This window comes from Breoghania sp. L-A4, from assembly GCF_003432385.1.
Taxonomy (GTDB): Bacteria; Pseudomonadota; Alphaproteobacteria; order Rhizobiales; family Stappiaceae; genus Breoghania.
In genome coordinates this window covers 4227868-4252082 of record NZ_CP031841.1, presented here as the reverse complement: position 1 = coordinate 4252082, position 24215 = coordinate 4227868, and the positions used below count along the sequence as shown (strand labels likewise).

Below are 24215 nucleotides of genomic sequence, written 5' to 3'. Positions count from 1 at the left end.
CAAGGCCGGATCGCCGGGGCCGGGCGGACACGGGATCTCCGGGCGCGCCGCTCGCGATGACGCGCGCGACTCAGTCGCGTCACAATCGATCAACATGGTGCCGCCGGCGCGGACGGCACGCGGATCTATCGGAATAAGGAACGCAGCGCTTATGGCCAATGTAGTGGTTGTCGGATCGCAGTGGGGCGACGAGGGCAAGGGCAAGATCGTTGACTGGCTCTCCGAACAGGCCGACGTCGTCGTGCGCTTCCAGGGCGGTCACAATGCCGGCCATACGCTGGTCATCGACGGTGTGAGCTACAAGCTGTCGCTGCTGCCCTCGGGCTGCGTGCGGCCGGGCAAGCTGGGCGTCATCGGCAACGGTGTGGTGCTGGATCCGCATGCGCTGGTCAGCGAGATCGCGCGGCTGGGCGCGCAGGGCGTGACGATCACGCCGGAGAACCTGCGGATCGCCGAGAACGTGCCGCTGATCCTGTCGCTGCACCGCGAGCTCGACGCGCTGCGCGAGGCGTCGACCACCAGCACCAAGATCGGCACCACCAAGCGCGGCATCGGCCCCGCCTATGAGGACAAGGTGGGACGCCGCGCCATCCGGCTGATGGATCTGGCCAACAACGAGACCCTGCGCGACAAGATCGGCCGGCTGCTGGTGCATCACAACGCGCTGCGCGCAGGCCTGGGCGAGCCCTTGATCTCGGCGGATGCGATCTATGAGGAACTGACGTCGGTCGCCGATCAGGTGCTGCCCTATATGGACATCGTGTGGAAGCTGCTGGACGATGCGCGGCGCGACGGCAAGCGGATCCTGTTCGAGGGCGCGCAGGGCGCGCTGCTGGACATCGATCACGGCACCTATCCGTTCGTCACCTCGTCGAACACGGTTGCCGGCCAGGCTTCGTCCGGCTCGGGCGTCGGCCCGAATGCGCTCAATTACGTGCTGGGCATCACCAAGGCCTATACGACGCGCGTGGGCGAGGGACCGTTTCCGACCGAGCAGATGAACGAGGTTGGCCAGTTCCTCGGCGAACGCGGGCATGAATTCGGCACGGTCACCGGCCGCCAGCGGCGTTGCGGCTGGTTCGACGCGGTGCTGGTGCGCCAGACGGTGCGCACCTCCGGCATCACCGGGCTGGCGCTGACCAAGCTCGATGTGCTCGACGGCCTCAAGGAGATCAAGATCTGCGTCGGCTACATGCTCGATGGCAAGGAAATCGACTATCTGCCGGCCTCCCAGGGTGCGCAGGCCCGGGTCGAGCCGATCTACGAGACGCTGCCGGGCTGGGAGGAAACCACGGCGGGCGCGCGCAGCTGGGCCGAACTTCCCGCCCAGGCGGTGAAATACGTGCGCCATGTCGAGGAGCTGATCGGCGCGCCGGTGGCGCTGCTGTCCACGAGCCCGGAGCGCGACGACACGATTTTGGTTCAAAATCCGTTTCAGGATTAGCCAAAACGTGGCTACGATCCACGACAGTATTTTAGTCGTGACTGGGGCGCCGGGAACCTGTGCGGGGACCGGCGCGTTGCCCCAACACCTTAGAGTGCGGTTCACTTTTTGCGTTCAATCGTCGCTGTCTGAGCGTATATAAGTCGATCCAGCAAACGACCAGGCGGTACCGAACAGATCGATGGCGGATTATCACGCTGTACTTAAACGGGCGATTGACGCGCTTCCCGAGAACACCGGCAGTGCGCGTCGCGCCGTCTACCAACGCGCGCGAACGGCGATCGTCAACCAGCTCAAGAGCTACGATCCTCCGCTGTCGCCCTCGGACATCACCACCGAGCAGCTGCATCTGGAAGAAGCCATCCGCAAGGTGGAAGCCGATGCGGCGCGGCAGACGCTCGGGCTCGGTCCGCAGCAGCCGTCCAGGCCCCCGCGGAGACGCGTCCGGCCGCGTCCGATTCCCAGAACGGTGCGGGATCCCGGGGATCGTCGCCCCAGGGAACCGCATCGCAGGGAGCCGCATCTCTGGGATCCGCGTCGCAGGGGCCAGGAGCCCATGGGTCCGCACCGGCGGTCGCCGCGCCACAGGCCTCCCCGTCCGATGCCCCGAAATTCGCGGCACCCAAATCCGAAGCGCCGCAGGTCGATTCCGTCCAGCGGGCGGGGCCGCGCCGGAATCGGCAGAGGCGTCCGCGCCCAAGGCGCCACCCGTCACCGGATCGCGCGAGGCCGAGATCTCGTCGGCCAAGGGCGCGGAGCCCGCAACGACGACCAAGCCGCCAGAGGAGCCCGCAAAGGCCAAGGGCGGGTTTTTCTCACGCCTGAAATCCAAGACGCCCGACAAGACCTCCGGCGACGCGAACAACGGCGGCAGCGAGCCGGAGCTTGGCGACGGCACGACCGCGAAGCCCGATCCCGCGGCGCCAAAGCCCGCTCCGATGTCCGGTCCGACCCTGTCGTCACCCCGGGCTGGCAGGCCGGCGGGCGAGGCATCGGGCACTGAGACCACGCCGGGCGCGGCGATTCTTGCCAAGGACCCCGCCGCACCGGCCATGCAACGCAGCTCCAAGGCGCTGGACGCCGCCATGCGCGCGAATCGCGACACGGTGGCCAGGCCAACGAAGCTTCCCGCGATCGCGGCGATCATCGCCGCGCTGATCATTTTCGGCGGTCTGGCCGCCGGCGTCTATTCGCAGCGCGATGCGATTCTGGCGATGATCGAGTCGATCGGCAGCGATGTGGCGACCGCCCCGGACGAGAGCGTCGAGGTGCCGCAGGAGACGCCGGTTGCCGGGGTGCCCGGGAACGGGCGGCAGCCAAAGAGCGACGAGCGGCTGTTGAGCGACGACGGCTCCGCGGCCGCCCCCGACGCGCGCGCGGTCACCACGACCCGGATCACGCCGCCGTCCGATGCCGAAGGCGGTGTGACGAGCGCCGCGCCGTCCGGCAACGGCGCGCGCGTGGTGACGCCGGAAGCGCAGCCTGAGGCGGAAGCCGAGGCGCCGCAATCCGAGACCGCTCAGAGCGGTGCCCCCGAAAGTGCCGAGACGCCGCTGGCCGCGCTGCCGTCGATCCCCGGGGCCGAGCCGCCAGGTCAGAAGGAAGAGGGCCTGCAAATCGCCCAGCGCTCGATCCTGTATGAAGAAGGCGAGGGCGCGGATGCGTCCGGTTCCGCGTCGCAGGGCCAGGTTGTCTGGTCGACGCTGCAGGAAGCCGCGCCGGGCACCGAGATCATCGATACGGTGCTGAAGGCCAACGTGGTGATCCCCGATCGCGACATCACGGTCAACGTCACCATCCGGCCCAACCGCGACGAATCGCTGCCCGCGAGCCACCTGATCGAAATCCGCTTCACCCTGCCCAAGGAATTCGAGGGCAAGGGCGTGGCCAATGTGCCGGGCCTGATCATGAAGACCACGGAAGAAGCGCGCGGCGACGCGCTGGTCGGCGCTTCCGTGCGGGTCGACAGCGGCTTCTTCTGGGTCGCGCTGTCGTCGCTGGAGGCGGAGAAGCAGCGCAACGAGACGCTGCTGCGCGATCGCGGCTGGATCGACATTCCGATCCTCTACGACAGCGGCAAACGCGCCATCCTGACGTTGGAAAAGGGCACCGCGGGAGACCGCGCCGTGCAACTGGCGCTCGACGCCTGGACGGGCGGCTGATCTGATCTTTGGCCGCGGCGCGGATGCGCGGCGCGGTCATCCACAGGCAGGCCGCACGGAATCGCGGCCGCCGGCAAAGGGACGCGTTTCACACTTGCAATGATCCTGGAGGCGGGCTATATCCGCGCTTCGTCACTGGTAACAGTACGGCCGTGCTCCCATCGTCTAGCGGTCCAGGACGCCGCCCTCTCACGGCGGAAACAGGGGTTCGATTCCCCTTGGGAGTACCAATTTCCCCGGTACAATCAAAACTGTATCGCGCCGCGCCCTCAAGCGCGGCCGCAGGCGCGCGATTGATGGGGTTCTCCAGAGCCACACCGTTCTCCGCGGACTCGGCGTTTCGAAGGGTCGGCGTCATGTCCGGGCGCCAGCTTGATTTTCGGCCGTGTCCCTTGGTTGACGGGAGTGACCGTCTGTTTCCACGATAAGCAGGTCCGACCTAGCCGACGGCCACCTGGTTTCGCCCGGCGTTCTTGGCCCGGTACAGCGCCTTGTCGGCGCGCTTCAGAAGGCTTTCCAGGGTGCTGTCCGTTGCGGCCATGGTGGCCGTGCCGATGCTTACGGTGAAGGGTACGGCACGCGCGCCGCGGCGGCTCCTGGATGACTGGCTTTGATAGTTGCCACGGATGCGTTCGGCCATTTCCCGGGCAACATCCTCGGTGGCGCCGGGCATTAGCACGCCGAATTCCTCGCCGCCCAGGCGCGCGAAGATGTCGGTGCTGCGCACGCTGCTTACGCCGAGCCGCGCCGCGAACCTCAGGACGTCGTCGCCAATATCATGGCCATGGGTGTCGTTGATGCGCTTGAAGTGATCCAGATCGAGCATAAGCAGGGACAGCGGCGCGTGGCTGCTTGCCGATGCTTCGAAGAGTTCGCGGCCGCGTAGGTCAAACTCCCGGCGGTTGAGCAGTCCGGTAAGATGATCGGTGCGCGCCTTCTCCGCAAGCTGGTCGAGCAGTTGTAGCCTTTCGGATGCGTCGCGGACAATGGCTGTGAACTCGACCGTGCCGTGCACATCGAGTTTCGAGATGGCGATGTCCACCGGAAAGGTCGTGCCGTCCTTGTGCCGGCCCAGCACATGGCTGCGGTCGCTCATCGCCTGGGACGCCTGCGAACCGCGGGAGAACGTGGCGATATACTGTCCGTGCCGCGCCCTGAACTCATCCGGAATGAGGCGCTCTATCGGTTCGCCGATGATCTCGCTCGCGGCATAGCCGAACAATTTTTGCGCGGCCTGGTTGAACAGGATGATCCGGCTTTGCTGGTTGATCGTGATGATCCCGTCGTAGGCGGCTTCCACGACCGCGGAAAAGCGCGAATTGACGAGCGTGATCTGCTTTTCCGCCAGCTTCTTTTTCGTGACGTTCTGCGCCGTCGTCAGAATCCCGCTGATGCGGCCGTCTTTGTCCAGCAGCGGCTTCAGTGACATCCGCCAGTTCTTCGCAGGGTCCTCAAACATGCAGGTATGCAGGAACTCCACCGGCTCGCCAAAGGTGAAGCATTCTGTGATCCTCTCGACGAACTCGGTCCGGTTTTCGGATTGAAGGATCGAGTCGAGCGCGACCGGAAGTCGCCGTATCCGTTCGTCGCGCGCAGGCGTGCGATCGCAAAAGATGTCGGCGAACCGATTGTTGCAGGCGCTGATGATGTAGCCGCCATGATCACCTTCCTCGATGACCGCAACGCTGGCGGCAATGCTGGACACAATGTGTGACAGGGGGTGTTTTCTTATTTTTTCGATCACGAGACACACGCACCATGCAAGGGACGCTCCAGACTATCGCGAACTCTTGTCGAATTCCTTTCGACGTTCAAAAGAGATTCGGCGCACGTCCGCAAGGACAGCGGTACCGTGCGGGATCGCACCCGCTTGTCTGAAAGCACGTCTGCCGCCGTCCGCTCGCCTACTCCGCGGTCCAGCCGCCGTCGATCATCAGCGAGGAGCCGGTGATCAGCGAGGCGGCCTGGGACGCCAGGAAGACGATGGGGCCGGAGATCTCCTCGATGGTGCCGACGCGGCCGAGCTGGATCTTTGCCAGCACCTTTTCCTTGAACGCCGGATCGTCGAAATAGGGCTTTGTCAGCGGCGTCTCGATGAAGGTCGGGCAGATGGTGTTGACGCGGATGTTGTGCGGCCCCAGTTCCACGGCCATGGCGCGGGTGAACCCCTCGACGGCGAATTTGGACGCGCAATAGACCGAGCGTCCGGCGCTGCCCACGTGACCCATCTGCGACGAGGTGTTGATGATCGAGCCGCCGTTGCCCGCCGCCAGCATCATTTTCGCCACCGTCTGGGCGACGAAATAGGCCGCGCGCACGTTGAGATCCATGATGGCGTCGAAGTCCGCCTCCGGCACCTCGACCATCGGCCTGGGCCGGTTGGTGCCGGCGTTGTTGAGCAGGATATCCAGCGGACCGAGCGCCGGGATCCTGTGCCGGACGGCATCGAGATCCATCACGTCGAGCTCCAGCGCCTCGGCCGACTGGCCGAGCGCGCGGATGGCGGAGGCCGCGGCCTCCACCTCCGAAAGCGTCCGCGAGGCGAGGATGACGTGCGCGCCGGCGTCCGCGAGGCCGACAGCGGCGCCCAGGCCGATGCCACGACCCGCGCCGGTGATCAGCGCACGTTTGCCGTCGAGTCGGAACGAAGGAGGGCGGGGAAGCGAGATCTCGGTCATTCGGCTGCGGTCCCGTATGCGATGTTGCGGCCGCCGTAGCGGCGCACGCGGATGTTGGCCTGCTCGGCGTGACCCACGAAGCCTTCCAGCATGCACAGGCGCGAGCAGTACTCGCCGACCATGGCGCTGGCCTCATCGGTGAGCACCTTTTGGTAAGTGCAGGTCTTCAGGAATTTGCCGACCCACAGGCCGCCGGTGTAGCGCGCGGCCTTCTTGGTCGGCAGCGTGTGGTTGGTGCCGATCACCTTGTCGCCGAAGGCGACGTTGGTGCGCGGGCCGAGGAACAGCGCGCCGTAGTTGGTCATGTTGTCGAGGAAATAGTCCGGGTCGCGGGTCATCACCTGCACGTGCTCCGAGGCGATGCGGTCGGCTTCCACCACCATTTCCGCCTCGTCCTTGCAGACGATGACCTCGCCGTAATCCGTCCAGGATTTTCTGGCGATTTCGGCGGTGGGCAGGATGGTCAGCAGGCGCTCGACCTCGGCCATCGTCTCGCGCGCCAGTTTTTCCGAATTGGTCAGCAGGATCGCGGGCGTCGTCGGGCCGTGCTCGCCCTGGCCGAGCAGATCGGTGGCGCAGATCTCCGCGTCCACGGTCTCGTCGGCGATCACCAGCGTCTCGGTGGGACCGGCGAAGAGATCGATGCCGACGCGGCCGTAGAGCTGGCGCTTGGCTTCGGCCACAAAGGCGTTGCCGGGGCCGACCAGCATGTCGACGGGATCGATGGTCTCGGTGCCCAGCGCCATGGCGGCCACCGCCTGCACGCCACCAAGCACGAGGATCTCGTCGGCGCCGGCCAGATGCATGGCGGCGACGATCGCCGGATGCGCCGCGCCCTTGTAGGGCGGAGCGGCCGCGACCACCCGCTTGACGCCCGCGACCTTGGCGGTGACCACGCTCATGTGGGCGGAGGCGACCATCGGATAGGCGCCGCCGGGCACGTAGCAGCCGACGGAATTCACCGGGATGTTCTTGTGACCGAGGATGACGCCGGGCAGGGTCTCGACTTCCACGTCACGCAACGCTGCCTTCTGTGCTTGCGCGAAACCGCGGACCTGTTCTTGCGCGAACTTGATGTCCTCGAGATCGCGGGCGGAGACCTTCGACATGGCCTCCTGGATCTGCGCCTCGCTCAGGCGAAAGGTTTCCGGTGACCAGCCGTCGAATTTCTCCGACAAGGCGCGCACCGCCTTGTCGCCGTTCTTCGCTACATCGCCGAGGATGCTCTCGACGGTCGCGCGGACCTTCGCGTCGCCCTCTTCGATATCAGAGGCGCTCTTGCCCCGCTTCAGCCATTCCGCCACGGTCGTCTTCTCCTCATGCGCATCGCCACCGGCGGGCCGGCGGCGCGACTCAATTTTCTTGTTGGGGGCATGGTAGCGGCTCGCCGCATGCTGTCGAGAGTGTCGCGCGGCGCCGGTGTTTCAACGGCGGGGCAACGGTTCGCGGACTCAGGCCACTTGCGTCAGGCGCACCAGCAGGCCGCGCCCGCCTTCGGCTGGTGCCGTGGTGACGTCGATGCCGTTGGCCGCGCAGATCTCTGAGACGATCGACAGTCCCAGGCCGTGGCCGGGCCGGCGCTCGTCCAGCCGCACGCCGCGGCGGAAGGCCTGTTCGGCCTGCTCCGGAGGCATGCCGGGTCCGTCATCCGTGATCTCCAGAACCGTGGCGCGGCCTTCCTCCCGGACGCGGACGGCAATCCGGCTGGTGGTCCATTTGACGGCGTTTTCCAGCAGATTGCCCAGCATCTCGGTGAGATCGGAGCGGTCGATGCGGAAGCTCGCGGTGGCCGGGACATCGACCTGCCAGACGACGGCCTCGCCGGCTGGCGTTTGCCTCAAGGTGCGCACAAGCCGGTCGATCGTCTCCCCCAGCGGGCAGGGTTCGCCGGCGCGGCCATCTGAGCGGGTGCGGATGCGGGTCAGGACCAGCTGGTGCTCGACCTGGCGCCGCATGTCGGCGCCGATCGCCTCGATATCGTCGGCCGCGCCTTCCTCGCCGCCGCGCCGCAGCCGCTGGCCGAGCGCGCGCAGTACCGTCAGAGGTGTCTTCAGGCCGTGGGCGAGGTCGGCGGCGCGCGCGCGGGCGTGATCGATGGCCTTTTCCTGTTCCTGCAGCAGGTCGTTCACCGCGGTGACCAGCGGCATCACCTCGTCGGGATGGTCCACGGGAAGCTGGCGGGTTGCGCCGCTCCTGACGGCGGCGACATCGCGTTCCAGCCGGCGCAGCGGGCGCAATCCAACAAACGCCTGAGCGACCGCCGCCGCGATCAGGGCCGCGGCCAGCAGACCCAGCGACGGCAGGATGGCGAGAGCATAGTCGCGGCGCGCGTCCTCGATCTCCGCCGCCTCGATGGCGACAGCGACGCGCAAGCTTCGCGCGCCCTGGGGCGAGGGGTGCTGCACGCGCTGCTCGCGCACGATCAGCGGCGTGCCGCCGGGACCGTCCAGACGGTGCCGGTGCACGGCGCCGGGCTCGAGATCGTCGCTCGGCAGATCGAGCGTGTCGTCCCACAGCGAGCGCGAGCGCAGCACCTGGCCGCGCTGGTGCACGCTGATCATCCAGTACAGGCCCGACAGCGGCTGGGCGAAGCGCGGATCGGCGAGATCGCGCGTCAGACGCACTGCGCCGTCCGCGTCAAAGGCGACCGCGGCGACGAGCTGGCTGATGTAGGTGTCGAGCTCCCGGTCGATACGGGCCTCGTATTGCCGGGAGAAGATGGTGACCAGGCCGACGGCCGACAGGGCCAGCGCCAGCAGGAAGATGACGCCGGAGATCAGCAGCAGCCGGGTGCGCAGCGACGACAGGCGGGGCGGGTCATGCTGGCGTCTCGGCGATGTAGCCGAAGCCGCGCCTGGTGCGGATCGCCTCGGCGCCGATCTTCTTGCGCAGGCGGCCGATCATGACCTCGATGGTGTTGGTGTCGCAGTCGGCGTCGCCGCCGTAAAGATGCTCGATCAGTTCCGAATGGCTGACGACGCGGTTCTGGTGGTGCATGAAATACGACAGCAGCCGGTACTCCTGCGGCGACAGATGCAGCAGCCGGCCGTTGCGGGTGACTTGCATATGTTTGGGGTCGAGCGCCAGATCTCCCAGCGCAAGATTGGGGTTGGCGTGACCGGACGCGCGGCGGATGATCGCCCTGAGGCGCGCCAGCAGCTCTTCCATCTGAAACGGCTTGGGCAAGTAGTCGTCGGCGCCCGCTTCGATCCCTTCGACCCGTTCCATCCATGATCCCCGGGCGGTGAGCACGAGAATCGGAAAGCGGCGGGCGTTGGCCCGCCAGCGCTTGAGGATCGTCAGCCCATCGAGACCGGGCAGGCCGAGATCGAGGATCACGGCGCCATAGTCCTCCGTGTCGCCAAGGAACCAGGCATCCTCTCCGTCCGCCGTCTGCTCGACGAGGAAGCCGGCATGGGTGAGCGTTTCGGCAATATCGTCGGCAATCCGCGCATCGTCCTCGACCAGCAGGATCCGCATGGTCACTCGATCCCGAGAATGCGGCCGGTGCGCGGATCGATGAGATATTCGCGCACGACGCTGTCGCTGGTCAGGATCTTCAGCTCATAGACCTGGCTCCCGTGGTCCTCCTCCAGATCGACCTCGATGATCCGGCCGATGCTGTCGAGACCGTTCCGGCGGATGACTTCGGCGAGCGGCAGGATCTCGCCGCGGTCGCGCAGGCGGATGGCGCGCTCCTGCGGCGTCAGCCGATGATCGTCATCCGATCCATACGCCAACCCGCCGAAGGCCGCGCAGGGCAGCAGCAGGGCGAGCGCCAGCAAGGCCGCCTTGAGGCCGCCGGAGATTTTCTTTTTGGAACTGGATGAACGCGCGCGCATGGCCCCCTTCTCGCATCCTCCGCCTGACAGTTTCCTGACAATCCTCGTCACCATGCCGTCAGCCGCTCCCGTCTAGGGTCGGTTCGTCAGCAACGCCCTATGGCACCTGCACAGGAGGATAGCCTCAATGCATACGATCCCGAAATTGATGTTCGCCAGCGTCGCGATGACCGCGCTTTCGCTGGGTATCGCGGCGGCGGCCAGCCCGCAGCAGAACAGCGCCGCCGTCACTGTCGCGGCAACATCCGGCGGCGGCACGGCCACTGCCCGGAGCCATGACGACGGCGCGGGCCACGACGCCGGCGATGACGGCGGCTCGGAAAGCGACAGCGGCTCGGACAGCGACTCCGATGGCGATTCCGGCGGCGGAGACTCCGATAGCGGCTCCGGCGACGACTGAGGCCTGCCCCTTGACCATGCCCTGGCGGAACCCCTCGTGGCCGCCGCCAGCCGCAGACCAATCCTGAAACCACTCCCAATCAAGGAAGACCAGCATGCGTAAACTTCTTCTCGTTCTCGGCGCCAGCGCCGTTCTCGCCGGCGCCACCGGCGCCTATGCCTCTGAAAACGAGGGCTCCTGCGGCAATGCGCCCAGGGACCAGTGGATGAGCACCGACGCCGCCAAGGCCAAGGCCGTGTCCATGGGCTATGAGGTGCGCCGCGTGAAGATCGAGGGCGGCTGCTACGAGATCTACGCCATCGGCAAGGATGGCAAGCGCACCGAACTCAACATGAATCCGGTGTCCGGCGCGATCGTCGCCAGCAAGGACGACGATTGATGTCGAGCGCCTCCGAGGCGACCTCCTCCGGCCGCGTGGAGCGGCCGGAGGAGGTCCGGGTGTGGGATCCGCTCGTTCGCCTGTTTCACTGGAGCCTGGTGGCGGCGTTCGTTTTCGCCTATGCGACCGGCGACGAATGGGGCGCAGCGCACGAGAAGGCCGGTTACGTCATCGCGGGTCTTGTCGCGCTGCGCGTGGTCTGGGGATTTGTCGGGTCGCGCCATGCCCGTTTTCGCGATTTCGTGCGCGGTCCCAAAGCGGTCGGCGCGTATCTGCGCGACAGCGCAACGCGGAAGGCGCCGCGCCATCTCGGCCACAATCCCGCCGGCGGCGCCATGGTGATCGCCCTGCTGGTGATGCTGTCGCTGATCACCGCCACCGGCGTGATGATGACCATGGACCGGTTCTGGGGCGTCGAGTGGGTCGAAGAGGCGCATGAGATCGTCGTGAACCTGACGCTCGGGCTGATCGCCCTGCATCTCGCCGGCGTGGCGTTTGCCAGTCTTGCGCACGGCGAAAACCTGGTGCGCGCGATGATCACCGGGCGCAAGCGCCAGTGAGCCGTATGCCCGATCTCGCGGGGCACGCGATCCGGCGCCGCGCCGCGAACATATTGGAGGTGGAGGACGCGCCCCTTGCGTCCTCCACCCGGCGATTCCGCGCGGATGCCTCTGGCTTCCGCGCGGATCGCCTGTCTGCTTCCGACCGGTCTACTTGATCGCCTGGGGGTTGATCGGGCTGCCGGCGGCGCCGGGCAGATGCATGGGCGGGGCAGTGAAGAAGAACTCGTAGACACCGTCCTTCGCACAATCCTCCGCCAGTTCCTTCACATAGAAAATCTCGCCCATGGAAATGCCGATCGCCGGGATCACCACCCAGTGCCAGGGCTGGTTGGCCTCATTGGTCTGGTTTGGACGCACCTCGCAGCCCCAGGTGTCGGAACAGATGGCGGCGATGTCGTGTTCCCTGATCCAGTAGGCAGTCTCGAACGCGTAACCGGGGAATCGCCGCCGGCGTAGCCGGTCCAGTCGCCGGCGGCCAGGCACCGCTCCTGGTGCCCGGTCCTCAGAATAACGAAATCGCCTTTCCTGATCTCCACCCCCTGATGCGCCGCGCAGGCGTCCAGATCGGCGTTGGTCACCGCGTAGCCGTCATCGAGGCTGTCGACGCCCTTGAAGCGCGCCATGTCGAGCAGCACGCCGCGGCCGACCATCTTGTCGCGCACATGCTCGATGCCGAGTTTTCTTGCGCCGCGCGCGTCCACCTCCGTCGCGTCATAGCCATTGTACATCTTGTCATCGAGGAAGATGTGGCACAGGGCGTCCCACTGGGTGGAGGCCTGGCACGGCATGTTGATGGCGTCATCCGCGTAGCGCAAATACGGCGCTGGATCGTCCTGATTGCCGGCCGCCGCGTCCGTGCCGGTGGCCAGCATGGTGTGGATGGGGTTCCAGCGGCCGCCGAACAGCCCGGACTGGATCGGCTCCTTGAGCGACAGTCCGAGCGAGAAGACCTGGCCCTTCCTGATCAGCCCGGCGGCCGCGACGATGTCCGACGGTTCGATGTTGTTGAGCGTGCCGATCTGGTCGTCGTGGCCCCAGCGGCCCCAGTTGGAGAGCTTCTTGGCCGCCTCGTAGATCGCCGCCTTGCCCCTGGAAATGTCCATGTCGCCTCCCGTGTCGCCTGTGTGCGGCGCTTGCTGTTGTTTCGTTGGCCGCAAGGGCCGGGCGGACTGCCCGGCGCCGCGCGCTTCCTTGCGCTTGGAATCGGAGTTATTTATCGATTGAAAAATAACTGACGGGTTCTGTCAAACGATGGTCGCCGCCAGCGCCGCATGGGGTGGGTTTTCGAGACAATCGGGTGTATGTCTGGTGCGCATCGTGTCTCTATCCGGCGGGGATTGCCCGTCCTATTGGATTGCGCTATTAATTTATCAATCGATAAATAAATGGAGAATGACATGCGCGCAACCGGTTTGAATCACCTGTCCATCGGTGCGACCGATCTCGATGCCTCGCTGCGCTTCTACGAGGAGGTGCTCGGGATGGAGCGGATTCCAACCTACAATTTCGGCTTCCGCACCCAGTACCTGCGCCTGGGTGATCTGCAGCTGCATGTCTTCGAACTGGAGGACGTGGTTCCCGCCTTCCAGCATTTCGCCATCGACGTGGACGATTTCCATGCCGTCTACGACAAGGCCAAGGAACTGGGCCTGCTCGACGGCACGACGTTCCGCAACGCCATCAACGAGCTGCCGGACGGCGCGGTGCAGATGTATCTGCGCGATCCCGGCGGCAATCTGGTGGAGATCGACTGGCCGGACGTCACCACGCTCGACCGCGCGCGAATCCCGGAAATGCGGCCGCTTGCCGATTTCGCGCCGCAGGAGGGCGAGGCGCTGAAGGCGTCGTTGTATTTCGATCGCCCGGAGCGGCGCGGAGCGAAGGCATGAGTGCGCCCACTGCGGTGGAGGTGGCCCCGGATCGCGCGCAGGCTTACGAGCGGCGGCTGGAGATGGCGCGCGCGCTCGCGCCGAGCCTGCGAGAGCGCGCTTCGGAGGCTGAGACGCTGCGCCGCCTGCAGCCGGAAACCGAGCGCGACCTGCATGCGGCGGGGATCTTCCGCGTGTTGCAGCCGGCGCGGATCGGCGGCGACGAATTCGACTATGTGGCGCTGGTGGATTTCGCGGAAGTCCTGGCGTACGGCGACGCGTCGGTGGGCTGGGTGTTCGGCAATCTCGCCAGCCATCACTGGATGCTGGGGATGTTCCCGCCGCAGGCCCAGGAGCGCCTGTGGGCGGAGGATCCGGATGTGCTGATCGCCTCGGCGTTCATTTTCCCCTGCGGCAAGGCAACCCGGGTCGAGGGCGGATACAGGCTCTCCGGCCGCTGGCCGTTTTCCTCCGGCATTGGCCCAGCAGCTGGAACATGCTGGCGGGCGTCGTGCAGCCCGAAGAGGAAATCCAGCCGGCGGAAAGCCGGGTGTTTCTGGTGCCGCAATCCGACTACACGGTGATCGACACCTGGCACGTGGCGGGCCTGTGCGGCACGGGCTCCAACGATGTGGCGGCCGACGGCGTCTTCGTGCCCGAGGAGATGACCCTCAGCGTCGCCGATCTGAAGGGTGGGCCGCCGCCGGGCGCCGCGCTCAATCCCAATCCGCTCTACCGCATTCCGGTCTTCGCGCTGTTTCCCTTCGTGCTGTCGGGCGTGGCGCTGGGCAACGCGCAGGCGCTGCTCGACGAGTTTACCGAGCGCATGCGCATGCGCACGGCGAAATACTCCGGCGGCCGGATCTCCGATTTCCAGTCGACGCAGATCAGGATCGCGGCGGCCGGCGCCCGGGTGGATGCCGCGCGGCGGATCATGCGCGGCTGTTGCATCGAGGCGATGGAGGATGCGCGGGCCGGCCGCGTGCCGGATATGGCGACCAAGACGCGCTACCGGCGCGACGGCGCCTATGCGGTGGGCCTGTGCACCGAGGCCGTGAACCTGCTGTTTTCCTCCTTCGGCGCGGACGCGCTTTATTCGAAATCCGCGGCGCAGAGGCGGTTTCGCGACGCGCATGCCATCGCCACCCACATCGCGTTCAATTTCGACGCCTCGGGCGCCACCCACGGCCGCGCCGAACTGGGCCTGCGCGTCGACAACGCGACCCTGTGACATCAACCCCGGAGTGAGTGACCCGTGACCAACCGAGCCCGCAAGACGGCCAATCCGGAGACCGCGGCGCGCCGTGGCGCGAGCGATCCCCGCGGCAGTGGCGGCGGCCCGGGTGATCCCGGGGATCCGCGGGCGTTTCGCGACGCGCTGGGCTGCTTTTCCACCGGCGTCACGGTGATCACCGCGATGGGCGGGGACGGCGCGCGAATCGGGCTGACCGCGAATTCGTTTTCGTCCGTTTCGCTCAACCCGCCGCTGGTGCTGTGGAGTCTCGCGCAATATTCGCCCAACCTGGCGGTGTTCCAGAACGCCAGTCACTTCGCCATCAATGTGCTCGGCGTCGACCAGGCCGATGTGGCGATGCAGTTCGCCAAGCCGGTTGAGGACCGGTTCAGGGGAATCGCCACGGAAACCGGGCTCGGCGGGGCGCCCCTGATCAGGGATGCGGTGGCGCGCTTTCAGTGCCGCAACGAAGACCGCTATTATGGCGGGGATCACGTGATCTTCCTGGGCGCGGTGGAAGCCTATGACACGCAGGCGCGCGAGCCCCTGGTATTTTGCGGCGGGGCTTTCGGTTCCTTCGCAAAGAGCGTATGAGGCGGCAATCGGATTTCACGGAAAAACCTTGCATGGCCGCGGGCGCTTGCCGCCGGAAGCGTGCGGGGAACCGGGATATTTTTTGAACGTGCGAAACAGCGGACCATGAGCAGCGACCGAGACAGCGACAGCGCGGCAGCCGCCGTCCCCGGCAAGGCGCCCGCCAAGGCGGCGGGACGGCAGAAGCGGCTGACGCCCGAGGAGCGCCGGCAGGATTTCGTCGATAAGGCGGTGGCGTTTTTCGCGGAAGTCGGCTTTGACGGCGGCACGCGGGAACTGGCGCGCCGGCTCGGCGTCACCCAGCCGCTGCTCTACCGCTATTTTCCAACCAAGGACGATCTGATCCGCGAGGTCTACGACCAGGTCTACGTCAACCGCTGGAACCCGGAGTGGGACGTGCTGCTGGCCGATCGCGCGCGGCCTCTGCGCCAGCGGCTGCAGGATTTCTACGAGGCCTATACCGACGCCATCTTCACCCGCGAATGGATGCGTATCTACCTGTTCTCGGGCCTCAAGGGCGTCGAGATCAACAAGTGGTACGTGACGATCGTGGAGGATCGCATCCTCAAGCGGATCGTGCTGGAGTATCGCGCCGAAGCGGGACTGCCGACCGTGGAGCCGCCCTCAAGCGCCGAGCTGGAGCTGGGCTGGATCCTGCACGGCGGCATCTTCTATTACGGGTTGCGCAAGCACATCTATGAAATCCCGGTGATGGAGAACAAAGCCCGCGTGATCGCCAATGCGCTCGACGTGTTCCTGGAAGGCGCCGCGCATATGTTCGGCGCCGGCATCAAGGTCCGCACCACCCGCGTCCGCCCCGCCCAGTGGGCCGGCGACCTGGGGTAGCGGGCCTGGTGCTCTTCTCTTGGGTGCCATCAACTGAGTTTTCGCAAGTCGTTGATGTCATCCCGGCTGCAGCGAAGCGGAAAGCCGGGACCCAGTAGCCGTTGGATTTTCGGCTCTTGTTTCGGACTTGTTGCACGCTGTGGCGATGGCACGCTTGAACCGCTGAGGCTGTCGGCTACTGGGTCCCTGTGTATTGTCGATGTGTCAGAATGGGTGCGGACGGGAGATCGTTGGGTCCCAGGTTTTGCAGACCGAGAACCGGCACGGATCCCCGCCCGCGCAGACAGATCCAAACCTGAACAGTTGATCGAGGCCGCCGCAACCGGACCTCGCAGCACAGGGACAGGCGCCATGAGGATACACCCTGGCTTCATTGGAATCGATGTTTCCAAGCATCATCTCGATATTTTTGATGGGCTTTACGACACCCATCGGCGCGTTGACAACACGGCCGAGGCCATCGAGGCATGGCTCGCAGGCCTTGGTGAGCGTCAGCTCTTCGTCGTCTTCGAGGCGACGGGCCGCTTTGACCGCACGCTTGCCCGGGCGTTGGCCGGACACGCGCTGCGCTTTGCCCGGGTCAATCCCTCCCGTGCCCGCGACTTTGCCCGCTCACTCGGCCTCATCGCCAAGACGGATGCCATCGACGCCCGCATGCTCGCCGCCATGGGGCAGTGCCTCGATCCGCAGGCCACGCCGGCGGCCGACGAGGCGCGTGACCGGCTCTCCGGCGTACACAAGCGCCGCGACCAGTTGGTCGCCATTCGCCAGCAGGAAAAGCTTCGTCTTGCCGAGGCCCATGAGTGCGAGCGGTCGAGCCTGGAGCGCCACCTTGCCTGGCTGAATGAGGAGATCGCCGCTGTGGAGGCCGAGCGCGCCGCCCTCATCCGGGCCAATGCGACGTTCGCGGGGATGGAAAGGCTGCTGCGCTCCATTCCCGGTATCGGCCCGGTCGCCGCCACGACGCTGATCGCGCTGATGCGTGAGCTCGGCACCACATCGCCCAAGGCGATCGCGGCGCTTGCGGGTCTTGCGCCCTTCAATGTCGACAGCGGCCGTTTCCGGGGCCACCGCGCGATCAAGGGTGGGCGCAAGCGGGTGCGCGACGCCCTCTACATGGCCGCCGTCACCGCGGCGCGCTCCAACTCGCGTTTCAAGGCCTATGCCCGGGCCCTGGTCGATCGCGGAAAACCCTTCAAGGTCACCATGATCGCGCTGGCCAGAAAAATCCTCGTCACCGCAAACGCCATCCTAAGAGACGGTGTCCCGTTCCACGCATGACACACTCAACAACACAGTTGCCGGGTCTCGCCATGCTCGCCCGGGATGACAATCTATTGTGTGGCAGGCCCGGTCCCGAAGCGCGAATGGCCTTGCCCCCTCGCCCCAATCCTCCCCAAGCAAGAGGGCGGGTTACCGCGAGACGAAGTCGGTGCGGGAGAGGACGCGGCCGGTGGCGGGGTCTATCTGCAGCAGCGCGGTGGCCGTGCCTTCCTCGATCAGCACGATCATGCGACCGTTCTCGAACTCGATGTCGCGCACCTTGGCGTCGGGGCCTACGGCGATGGTGGCGGCTATCGCTTCCGCAGAAATCGCAGCGGGCTTGGCGCCCGGACCGATCACCTTGTAGAGAATCACCGAAAAGACCGCGATAAGTCCTCCAACCATGATAAGGGACGAGAAGAAAACCAGCCGGCGCAGCTTCTGCTGCAGCCGTTCGGCGGCGGGATCGAGCGGGGTCTCGTCGCCATCGTTGAAATTGGAAGTGCTCATGGCGGATGTGTCCGTGCAAGATAATGTGGAAGACGACGAGGAAGACGGCGCGGGCGCCGTGCTGACATTCACCGTGGCTGTGGAGGAGACCGGCCAGCGGTTCGACTCATGGCTGACCGCGCGCGCCGGAACCCACAGCCGCAGTCGCTACAAGGCACTGATCAAGCAGGGCGCCGTGCGCGTCGGCGGGCGCACGATAGTCGAGCCCAATTACCGGGTCAACGAAGGCGATGTGGTCGAGGTCGATGAACCCGCGCCAGTGGACGCCAATCCGCAGCCCGAGGACATCCCGCTCACCGTGGTCTTCGAGGACGACGACCTGATCGTCATCGACAAGCCGGCGGGCCTGGTGGTGCATCCCGGTCCCGGCAACTGGACGGGCACGCTGGTCAACGCGCTGCTGCATCACTGCGGCGACACGCTGTCGGGCATCGGCGGCGTCAAGCGGCCGGGCATCGTCCACCGTATCGACAAGGATACCTCGGGACTGCTGGTGGTGGCCAAGACGGACGCCGCCCACCGCGGGCTGTCCGCGCAATTCGCCGACCACGGCCGCACCAACGCGCTGGAACGCGCCTATATGGCGCTGGTCTGGGGCGCGCCGCCCTCGCGCCGGGGCACGATCGACGCGCCGCTGGCCCGTTCGCTCGCCAACCGGCTGAAGATCGCCGTGGTGCGCTCCAAGGAAAGCCGCGGCGGCAAGGAAGCCATCACGCATTGGGAAATGAAGACCCGGTTCGGAGCCCTGGACACCGACGCGATCGCCTCGCTGGTCGAGTGCCGGCTGGAGACCGGCCGCACGCACCAGATCCGCGTGCACATGGCGCATATCGGCCATCCGCTGATCGGCGACGCCGACTATGGCGCGCATTTCAAGACCAAGGCGCAGAAGCTGCCCGAACATGCGCGCGAGGTTGTCGGCCGGTTCCACCGCCAGGCGCTGCACGCCGTGCTGCTGGCCTTCGAGCATCCGACAACGGGCGAAATCCTGCGCTTTGAGAGCGCATTGCCCGAGGATTTCGCGGAGCTTGTCGCGGCTTTTGGAGAAATTTAGACCCCAAAGCCGTGAAATTGACGCATTGCACCCTATATCATAACGACCGGGCGTGCCGCTATGGGCGCCCGGACCAGATGCCTTGCCTTAAGGGGAAGGTTCGTCGGTGGCCTGAAAACCGCGAGAATACGCCGTTTTTTCCGCCACCGATCATCCGCAATCATTTGAGGGGTGCATTGCATGGCCCGTGCCGCCGTTCCCGCTATCTCTGCCGGTGAAAACGGTCTCAGCCGTTATCTCACCGAAATCCGCCGCTTCCCGATGCTGGAGCCGCAGGAAGAATACATGCTCGGCAAACGCTACAAGGAGCATGAGGATTCCGAGGCTGCGCACAAGCTGGTGACGTCACACCTGCGTCTCGTGGCCAAGATCGCCATGGGCTATCGCGGCTACGGCCTGCCGATCGGGGAAGTCATTTCCGAAGGTAATGTCGGGCTGATGCAGGCGGTGAAACGCTTCGAGCCGGACAAGGGCTTCCGTCTCGCCACCTATGCGATGTGGTGGATCAAGGCCTCGATCCAGGAATACATCCTGCGCTCGTGGAGCCTCGTGAAGATGGGCACCACGGCCAACCAGAAGCGGCTGTTCTTCAACCTGCGCAAGGTCAAGGGACAGATCCAGGCGCTGGAAGACGGCGAACTCAACCATGAGCATGTGACGAAGATCGCGACGCGCCTTGGCGTGTCGGAGGAAGAAGTCATCTCCATGAACCGGCGCCTGTCGGGCGACAGCTCGCTCAACGCGCAGATCCGCACCGACGGTGACGGCGGCGGCGAATGGCAGGACTGGCTCGTCGACACCAGCGAAAGCCAGGAAACGTTGCTGGCCGAGCAGGAAGAGCTCGATCATCGCCGCTCGCTTCTGACCCAGGCGCTGGACGTGCTCAACGAGCGCGAACGCCGCATCTTCGAGGCGCGCAGGCTGTCGGAAGATCCGATCACGCTCGAGGATCTCTCGGGCGAATTCGGTGTGTCGCGCGAACGTGTGCGGCAGATCGAGGTCCGCGCCTTCGAGAAGGTGCAGTCAGCGATGATCTCGCAGTCCAAGGCGCTTGAAGCCGGCGCGGCCGAGGCCATCGCCGCGTCGTAAGGTCGCCGTCAGGCATCACGAAAACGGGCGTCCGCTGCAAAGCGGGCGCCCGTTTCGTTTGAGGCAAGGCGTGTGGTTGTTTCGCCGCCGGTTCAGTAGCCGCCGGAGAACCAGTCGACATGGTAGTTGAGGCCCACGCGGACGATCGAGAGGTCGTTGACCTTCGCCGCCACGGGAATGGCCACCGTGTATCCGCCGTCACCCAGATCGGCATAGAGATACTCTGCCTTGACCGAGAGATTCGGGGTGAACTTCGCCTCGACACCGGCGCCGACGGTCCAGCCGACTTCCCAACCGGAGTTCGTGAAGCCGGGCTGGCCGGATTCGATGAGCCCCCAGGCGAGGCCGCCAGTCACATAGGGCAGGAAATTTCCGAACGCCCAGCCGATGCGCGGCCGCAAGGTTCCGAAGGACTGGATCTCGGTCGAGCACCCGGGGGCGCAGCCACCGGTGGTCGATCCTTCGATATTGGCGAAGCCCCAATCCGCTTCCAGACCGAAGACAATGTTGTCGGCCTGCCAGTTGTAGCCGACTGTGGCGCCGATCAATCCGCCGCTGATGTCGAAATCGGAGGACCGGGTGCCGGCGGTATCGATGTGGTAGCTGTTGCCCCAGCCAAAGCCGCCGTTCAGGCCACCGTAGAGGCCGGTCCATGTGGAGGCGACCGTGACAATACTCGGAGCAGAATAATCCGCCGCCAATGCCGTGCCGCCCATCAAGGAGGCAGCGAAACCGGCCGCGAGTGCACTTTTGATAATACGATTCATGGCTTTCACCAATCTGTTTCGGTCTCACGTTGAGTCAATTTCCGAATCAACAATTACACGAATGGTAGATTGAAGTATGTATCCCGTATGCAACAGTTTTATCAGAATGATATGCCGTAGCGTATGTACTGGGGATGCACGGGTGTTCCGAGTAACGCGTTACCGCAAATGAATGGATATTTGAAAAGGTATCTGTTTTCGGCGTGGGTGCCGCAGGGGTCGATTTGTGGTCGAGCGCAGCGCATTTGCGGGAAAACGGGCGTCCGCCGCGCTGCGGGCGCCCGTTTCGCGTTCACGGCACTGTGGTCCGCGCGTCATCCTTTTACGGAAGCAACCGGATCCGCCCCCTCTCCCACAGGGAGAGGGTTGGGGTGAGCATCTGTGTTTCAGGTCAAGCGTGTTTTGGGGTCCACAGTCTGTCCTCCTTGAGCAGGGTGTTGGCGAGGATGATGAGCTTTCGCATGACGGCGGTGAGGGCGACCTTGGGCTTTTTGGCGTTGTCGCGCAGGCGTTTGTAGAAGGCGGCGAGGTCGGGATTGTACCTGGCGGCGGACAGCGCTGCCCAATAGAGCGCGCGGCGGGGCATGGCGCGGCCGCCCCTGATGTGGCGCGGCCCCCGGATGTCGCCGCTGTCGTTGGCGAGGGGGGCGACGCCGGCCAGGCTGGCGCAGGCGTGGCGGTCGAGCTGGCCGAGCTCGGACATGTCGGCGATCAGCACGGCGGCGACGGTGGCGCCGATGCCGGGGATCGAGGTGAGGATGGCCTGGCGCCGCGCCAGCCCCGGATCGTCGGTGATGCGGCGCCCGATCTCGCGGGCCAGCCGCGCGATGTGCCTGTCGAGGCCGGCCAGCCGCCGCCTGAGCTCGGCCTTGAGGACGGCGACGTGGCTGGCCGTCAGCCGGTTGGCGAGCGCGGTGCGCTCCTGGGTCGCGGCGGCGCGCGCATGCACCAGCTCCCGCAGTTCCTCGAGCGCTTCGGGCGCCGGCGGCGTGGCCTGGGGGCCAGCGTCGCGCCGAGGATCGCCAGCATTTTCGCGTCGACGCGGTCGGTCTTGGCGCGGCTGCCGAGGACTTCGGCGAACAGCCGCGCGCGCAGCGGGTTGACGACCGCCACCGGCCAGCCAGCCTGGGCCAGCGAGCGGTGGACGAGCCGATGGTAGCTGGCCGTCGGCTCCAGCACGACGCGCGCGACGTCGTGTCGGGCCAGCAACCGCTTCAGCCGGCTCACGCCGTCGCGGTCGTTGGCGAGCCTCAGGCCGTGCCCGAGGGGATGCAGGTGGATGTCGAGATGGTCTTTACAGACGTCGATGCCGACGTAGACTGGCTGTGCGCCGGGTGTTTGCGGCTGGATCTGGCCTTGCATGCGGGTCTGGCTCCCAATCATCTGTTCAGAACAGGCGCAAAGGGATCGGCGGACCAGGCTCACCCGCGGGTCTCGACCAAGGGGATCGCGGCCCCGTCGATCCGGCCGCGTGCGGATGGCCATCCGCACGCGGCCAGCACAAATCATCGCCGATTTGCGCTGGAAACAACATGCAAGGGGTACAAGGCTCTCAGGGATATCGATAATTCTGATCCCCTCACCCGGACCTGCAGTCCGACCTCTCCCTGTGGGAGAGGTGAGGTGCACGTCGCGTTTCCGTCCCGGTTGAGACGCGCTACCTCAGCTCCACCGCGTAGTCCTCCACTGGCGAAAGCGTCTTGACCAGCCCGGCGTCCTTCATGAAATGGCCGAAGCGCTCGTAGCGGCCGGCATCAAGGGCCGCGGGGCGCTTGGCGAAGCGCGGCAGCGTGTCGAACCAGGCGCGGCGGTTGAGTTCGTCGTCGAGATCCGCATGAGCCTTGATGAAGGCGGCAAACCCTTGCTCGGGATGGTTGGTGAGGAAAATCGTGGCGGCCTCCACCGCGCGCAGGAAGCGCTTGAAGCGGTCGTCATCGAGCTTTTCACTGTTCACGATGTAGATCAGCTCGTCATAGACCGGCACGCCGTGTTCCTCGGGGTAGATGGCGATGCCGGGCTTGCCCTCGATCTCGAGCTGGGTGAGTTCGAAATTGCGGTAGGCGCCGATGACCGCGTCCACCTGTCCGGACAACAGGGCGGGGGTGAGCGCGAAGTTGACGTTGATCATCTCCACATCCGCTTCCGTGAGACCCACGGTCTTCAGCATGGTCGAGAGGATCGCGTCCTCGAAGCCGGAGATCGAGAAGCCGACCTTCTTGCCCTTCAGGTCCTTGAGCGACTTGATGGGGCCATCCTTCAGCGCGATCAGCGCGTTGAGCGGCGTTTCCACCAGCGTGCCGATGCGGGTGAGCGGCAGTTCCGCCTGCACCTGCTCGTAGAGTGTGGGCTGGTAGGAAACGGCGATGTCACCCTGGCCGGCGGCGACCAGCCTGGGTGGCGCGCTGGGATCGGAAGGCGCGATCAGCTCCACGTCGAGGCCTTCCGCTTCAAAGTATCCCAACTCCTGGGCGACGATCAGCGGGCCGTGGTCGGGGTTGACGTACCAGTCCAGCAGCACGGTCAGCTTGTCGCTGGCATATGCCGGTGATTGCAGCGCGGGCGTCAGCAGCATGAGCGCGGCAAGGGCCGCGAGGCAAAGGCGTTTCATTCAAAGTCCTCCAGTGGATGGGTCAGTCGGTTTCGGCTTGCCATGGGACCATGGCGGTGGTGATGCGGGCGACGGCGAAGCGCAGAAGAAGCGCCATGACCGCGAGAATGGCGAGCGCGGCGAAGACCAGATCGGTCTGTACGCGGGCGTTGGCCTGAAGCATGACGAAGCCCAGGCCGGCGCTTGATCCGACCCATTCGCCGACGATCGCGCCGATGGGGGCGAAGACGGCGGAAACGCGCAGGCCGGTGGACAGGGCGGGAAGGGCGGCGGGAATACGGAAATACAGCATCACCTGCCACCGGGTGGCGCGGGTCAGCCGCGCGTAGTCCAGCAGATCGGGGTCGGTGCGCGTCAGTCCGTCATAGAAGGACGAGGCCACGGGGAAGAAGATGATCAGCATCGCCATGACGATCTTGGAGGCAATGCCGAAGCCGAACCACAGCACCAAAAGCGGCGCTATGGCGAAGACCGGCAGGGCCTGGGTGATGACGATGGCGGGCAGCGCGAAGCGGCGCACGAGGGGCGACAGGCTCATGGCCACCGCGATGAGCACGCCGGTGAGACAGCCCAGCACGAGGCCCGCGAGGGTTTCCAGCGCCGTGATGCCGGCGTGCGAGAGCAGATAGTCGCCGCGTGTCCACAGGGCCGCGCCCACACGCGCGGGGCCCGGCAGCATGTAGGCGGGCAGCGCGAAGGCCCACACGCTGATCTCCCAGACGGCCAGGAACGCGGCGGCGCTGACGCCGATGTTGACGGCCGCGCGTCCGCGCGCGGACGCGCCGGGCGCATCGCGATGCGATGGCCTCATGCCAGGCACCGCGATGGGGCAGTGTGGGCTTCATGCGCATGCCGACGGGTCCGGCCGGGATGCCGAGGTGCGAAAACGCGCGTGCCCTTGGGAAGGGGGTAAG

23 protein-coding genes, 1 tRNA gene and 2 pseudogenes are annotated in these 24215 nt (G+C 65.9%); 13 read left to right on the top strand and 13 right to left on the bottom strand.

The annotated features are described in order from the left end of the window. The first annotated feature begins 151 nt into the window (after positions 1-151). The 3 genes from D1F64_RS19445 (at position 152) to D1F64_RS19430 (ending at position 3836) form a co-directional block, all read left to right on the top strand. On the top strand, positions 152-1444 hold the full coding sequence (locus D1F64_RS19445) for an adenylosuccinate synthase (protein WP_117413772.1): 1293 nt from the start codon (positions 152-154) through the stop codon (positions 1442-1444). A gap of 938 nt (positions 1445-2382) precedes the next feature. Beyond that, a complete protein-coding gene (locus tag D1F64_RS19435; protein WP_117413771.1) occupies positions 2383-3606 on the top strand; it encodes a hypothetical protein in 1224 nt (407 codons plus the stop codon). A 154-nt stretch (positions 3607-3760) separates the two neighbouring features. Further along, positions 3761-3836, top strand: a tRNA-Glu gene (locus D1F64_RS19430). A gap of 209 nt (positions 3837-4045) precedes the next feature. On the opposite strand, the gene D1F64_RS19425 is transcribed toward D1F64_RS19430, so the two are convergent. The 6 genes from D1F64_RS19425 to D1F64_RS19400 form a co-directional block, all read right to left on the bottom strand. After that, the gene (locus tag D1F64_RS19425) at positions 4046-5350 is read right to left on the bottom strand and encodes a sensor domain-containing diguanylate cyclase (protein ID WP_162901664.1); all 1305 of its coding nucleotides are present in this window, start codon (positions 5348-5350) and stop codon (positions 4046-4048) included. 160 nt (positions 5351-5510) lie between these two features. Further along, positions 5511-6284 (bottom strand): glucose 1-dehydrogenase, encoded by a 774-nt coding sequence (locus D1F64_RS19420; RefSeq protein WP_117413769.1) that lies wholly within the window; start codon positions 6282-6284, stop codon positions 5511-5513. Then, positions 6281-7588: a histidinol dehydrogenase gene (gene hisD / locus D1F64_RS19415; protein ID WP_117413768.1), complete on the bottom strand. Its 1308-nt coding sequence runs from the start codon at positions 7586-7588 to the stop codon at positions 6281-6283. Before hisD ends, D1F64_RS19420 begins: the two co-directional genes overlap by 4 nt. Before the next feature lie 147 nt (positions 7589-7735). After that, positions 7736-8908 carry a HAMP domain-containing sensor histidine kinase gene (locus D1F64_RS19410; protein ID WP_117413767.1) on the bottom strand — a complete coding sequence of 391 codons (1173 nt, stop codon included), beginning with the start codon at positions 8906-8908 and terminating at the stop codon, positions 7736-7738. A gap of 193 nt (positions 8909-9101) precedes the next feature. Continuing rightward, entirely contained in the window at positions 9102-9764 is a 663-nt protein-coding gene (locus tag D1F64_RS19405; protein ID WP_117413766.1) for a response regulator transcription factor, read from the bottom strand. Positions 9765-9766: 2 nt separating this feature from the next. After that, a complete protein-coding gene (locus tag D1F64_RS19400) occupies positions 9767-10126 on the bottom strand; it encodes a PepSY domain-containing protein (RefSeq protein ID WP_162901663.1) in 360 nt (119 codons plus the stop codon). Positions 10127-10253: 127 nt separating this feature from the next. On the opposite strand from D1F64_RS19400, the gene D1F64_RS19395 reads away from it, so the two are divergent. From D1F64_RS19395 to D1F64_RS19385, 3 genes are all read left to right on the top strand, one after another. Beyond that, on the top strand, positions 10254-10526 hold the full coding sequence (locus tag D1F64_RS19395; RefSeq protein WP_162901201.1) for a hypothetical protein: 273 nt from the start codon (positions 10254-10256) through the stop codon (positions 10524-10526). 94 nt (positions 10527-10620) lie between these two features. Next, positions 10621-10905 carry a PepSY domain-containing protein gene (locus D1F64_RS19390; RefSeq protein WP_117413763.1) on the top strand — a complete coding sequence of 95 codons (285 nt, stop codon included), beginning with the start codon at positions 10621-10623 and terminating at the stop codon, positions 10903-10905. Further along, on the top strand, positions 10905-11465 hold the full coding sequence (locus D1F64_RS19385; protein WP_117413762.1) for a cytochrome b/b6 domain-containing protein: 561 nt from the start codon (positions 10905-10907) through the stop codon (positions 11463-11465). Before D1F64_RS19390 ends, D1F64_RS19385 begins: the two co-directional genes overlap by 1 nt. 150 nt (positions 11466-11615) lie before the next feature. Here D1F64_RS19385 and D1F64_RS24890 read toward each other — a convergent pair whose 3' ends face one another. Next, positions 11616-11777, bottom strand: coding sequence for a hypothetical protein (locus tag D1F64_RS24890; RefSeq protein ID WP_248304518.1), 162 nt, complete (start codon positions 11775-11777; stop codon positions 11616-11618). Then, complete coding sequence (locus tag D1F64_RS19380) at positions 11774-12571, bottom strand: cyclase family protein (protein ID WP_248304517.1); 798 nt, start codon at positions 12569-12571, stop codon at positions 11774-11776. Before D1F64_RS19380 ends, D1F64_RS24890 begins: the two co-directional genes overlap by 4 nt. 294 nt (positions 12572-12865) lie before the next feature. Between D1F64_RS19380 and D1F64_RS19375 the strand changes: the two genes are divergently transcribed. From D1F64_RS19375 to D1F64_RS19355, 5 genes and pseudogenes are all read left to right on the top strand, one after another. Beyond that, positions 12866-13357: a VOC family protein gene (locus D1F64_RS19375; protein WP_117414729.1), complete on the top strand. Its 492-nt coding sequence runs from the start codon at positions 12866-12868 to the stop codon at positions 13355-13357. Between the two features lie 62 nt (positions 13358-13419). Beyond that, positions 13420-14567, top strand: a pseudogene (locus tag D1F64_RS19370) (acyl-CoA dehydrogenase). A 24-nt stretch (positions 14568-14591) separates the two neighbouring features. Further along, positions 14592-15164, top strand: a complete 573-nt coding sequence (locus D1F64_RS19365; protein WP_248304516.1) for a flavin reductase family protein — start codon at positions 14592-14594, stop codon at positions 15162-15164. A 105-nt stretch (positions 15165-15269) separates the two neighbouring features. Continuing rightward, on the top strand, positions 15270-16010 hold the full coding sequence (locus D1F64_RS19360) for a TetR/AcrR family transcriptional regulator (protein ID WP_117413761.1): 741 nt from the start codon (positions 15270-15272) through the stop codon (positions 16008-16010). Positions 16011-16361: 351 nt separating this feature from the next. Beyond that, positions 16362-17291, top strand: coding sequence for an IS110 family transposase (locus D1F64_RS19355; RefSeq protein WP_117411581.1), 930 nt, complete (start codon positions 16362-16364; stop codon positions 17289-17291). A gap of 132 nt (positions 17292-17423) precedes the next feature. Here the strand turns inward: D1F64_RS19355 and D1F64_RS19350 are convergent, their stop codons facing one another. Continuing rightward, the gene (locus D1F64_RS19350; protein ID WP_117413760.1) at positions 17424-17783 is read right to left on the bottom strand and encodes a hypothetical protein; all 360 of its coding nucleotides are present in this window, start codon (positions 17781-17783) and stop codon (positions 17424-17426) included. On the opposite strand from D1F64_RS19350, the gene D1F64_RS19345 reads away from it, so the two are divergent. Both D1F64_RS19345 and rpoH read left to right on the top strand, forming a co-directional pair. After that, positions 17782-18837 carry an RluA family pseudouridine synthase gene (locus tag D1F64_RS19345; RefSeq protein WP_117413759.1) on the top strand — a complete coding sequence of 352 codons (1056 nt, stop codon included), beginning with the start codon at positions 17782-17784 and terminating at the stop codon, positions 18835-18837. The genes D1F64_RS19350 and D1F64_RS19345 overlap by 2 nt on opposite strands. A gap of 180 nt (positions 18838-19017) precedes the next feature. Then, positions 19018-19926 carry an RNA polymerase sigma factor RpoH gene (rpoH, locus tag D1F64_RS19340; RefSeq protein ID WP_117413758.1) on the top strand — a complete coding sequence of 303 codons (909 nt, stop codon included), beginning with the start codon at positions 19018-19020 and terminating at the stop codon, positions 19924-19926. 92 nt (positions 19927-20018) lie between these two features. On the opposite strand, the gene D1F64_RS19335 is transcribed toward rpoH, so the two are convergent. From D1F64_RS19335 to D1F64_RS19320, 4 genes and pseudogenes are all read right to left on the bottom strand, one after another. Then, complete coding sequence (locus D1F64_RS19335; RefSeq protein ID WP_117413757.1) at positions 20019-20693, bottom strand: outer membrane protein; 675 nt, start codon at positions 20691-20693, stop codon at positions 20019-20021. Between the two features lie 391 nt (positions 20694-21084). Next, positions 21085-22055: pseudogene (locus D1F64_RS19330) on the bottom strand (IS110 family transposase). Between the two features lie 295 nt (positions 22056-22350). Beyond that, positions 22351-23301 (bottom strand): ABC transporter substrate-binding protein, encoded by a 951-nt coding sequence (locus D1F64_RS19325; protein ID WP_117413756.1) that lies wholly within the window; start codon positions 23299-23301, stop codon positions 22351-22353. Between the two features lie 22 nt (positions 23302-23323). Next, positions 23324-23980: an ABC transporter permease gene (locus D1F64_RS19320; protein ID WP_248304807.1), complete on the bottom strand. Its 657-nt coding sequence runs from the start codon at positions 23978-23980 to the stop codon at positions 23324-23326. Between the last annotated feature and the right edge of the window lie 235 nt (positions 23981-24215).

Excerpts from the sequence above, each read along its gene's own strand:
- D1F64_RS19390 (WP_117413763.1), top strand. The coding sequence starts at position 10,621 with ATGCGTAAACTTCTTCTCGTTCTCGGCGCCAGCGCCGTTCTCGCCGGC.
- D1F64_RS19320 (WP_248304807.1), bottom strand. The coding sequence starts at position 23,980 with ATGCTGCCGGGCCCCGCGCGTGTGGGCGCGGCCCTGTGGACACGCGGC.
- D1F64_RS19380 (WP_248304517.1), bottom strand. The coding sequence starts at position 12,571 with ATGGACATTTCCAGGGGCAAGGCGGCGATCTACGAGGCGGCCAAGAAG.
- D1F64_RS19355 (WP_117411581.1), top strand. The coding sequence starts at position 16,362 with ATGAGGATACACCCTGGCTTCATTGGAATCGATGTTTCCAAGCATCAT.
- D1F64_RS19445 (WP_117413772.1), top strand. The coding sequence starts at position 152 with ATGGCCAATGTAGTGGTTGTCGGATCGCAGTGGGGCGACGAGGGCAAG.
- D1F64_RS19400 (WP_162901663.1), bottom strand. The coding sequence starts at position 10,126 with ATGCGCGCGCGTTCATCCAGTTCCAAAAAGAAAATCTCCGGCGGCCTC.
- D1F64_RS19325 (WP_117413756.1), bottom strand. The coding sequence starts at position 23,301 with ATGAAACGCCTTTGCCTCGCGGCCCTTGCCGCGCTCATGCTGCTGACG.
- D1F64_RS19350 (WP_117413760.1), bottom strand. The coding sequence starts at position 17,783 with ATGAGCACTTCCAATTTCAACGATGGCGACGAGACCCCGCTCGATCCC.
- rpoH (WP_117413758.1), top strand. The coding sequence starts at position 19,018 with ATGGCCCGTGCCGCCGTTCCCGCTATCTCTGCCGGTGAAAACGGTCTC.
- D1F64_RS19345 (WP_117413759.1), top strand. The coding sequence starts at position 17,782 with ATGGCGGATGTGTCCGTGCAAGATAATGTGGAAGACGACGAGGAAGAC.
- D1F64_RS19405 (WP_117413766.1), bottom strand. The coding sequence starts at position 9,764 with ATGCGGATCCTGCTGGTCGAGGACGATGCGCGGATTGCCGACGATATT.
- D1F64_RS19435 (WP_117413771.1), top strand. The coding sequence starts at position 2,383 with ATGTCCGGTCCGACCCTGTCGTCACCCCGGGCTGGCAGGCCGGCGGGC.
- D1F64_RS19385 (WP_117413762.1), top strand. The coding sequence starts at position 10,905 with ATGTCGAGCGCCTCCGAGGCGACCTCCTCCGGCCGCGTGGAGCGGCCG.
- D1F64_RS19335 (WP_117413757.1), bottom strand. The coding sequence starts at position 20,693 with ATGAATCGTATTATCAAAAGTGCACTCGCGGCCGGTTTCGCTGCCTCC.
- D1F64_RS19395 (WP_162901201.1), top strand. The coding sequence starts at position 10,254 with ATGCATACGATCCCGAAATTGATGTTCGCCAGCGTCGCGATGACCGCG.
- D1F64_RS19360 (WP_117413761.1), top strand. The coding sequence starts at position 15,270 with ATGAGCAGCGACCGAGACAGCGACAGCGCGGCAGCCGCCGTCCCCGGC.
- D1F64_RS19420 (WP_117413769.1), bottom strand. The coding sequence starts at position 6,284 with ATGACCGAGATCTCGCTTCCCCGCCCTCCTTCGTTCCGACTCGACGGC.
- D1F64_RS19375 (WP_117414729.1), top strand. The coding sequence starts at position 12,866 with ATGCGCGCAACCGGTTTGAATCACCTGTCCATCGGTGCGACCGATCTC.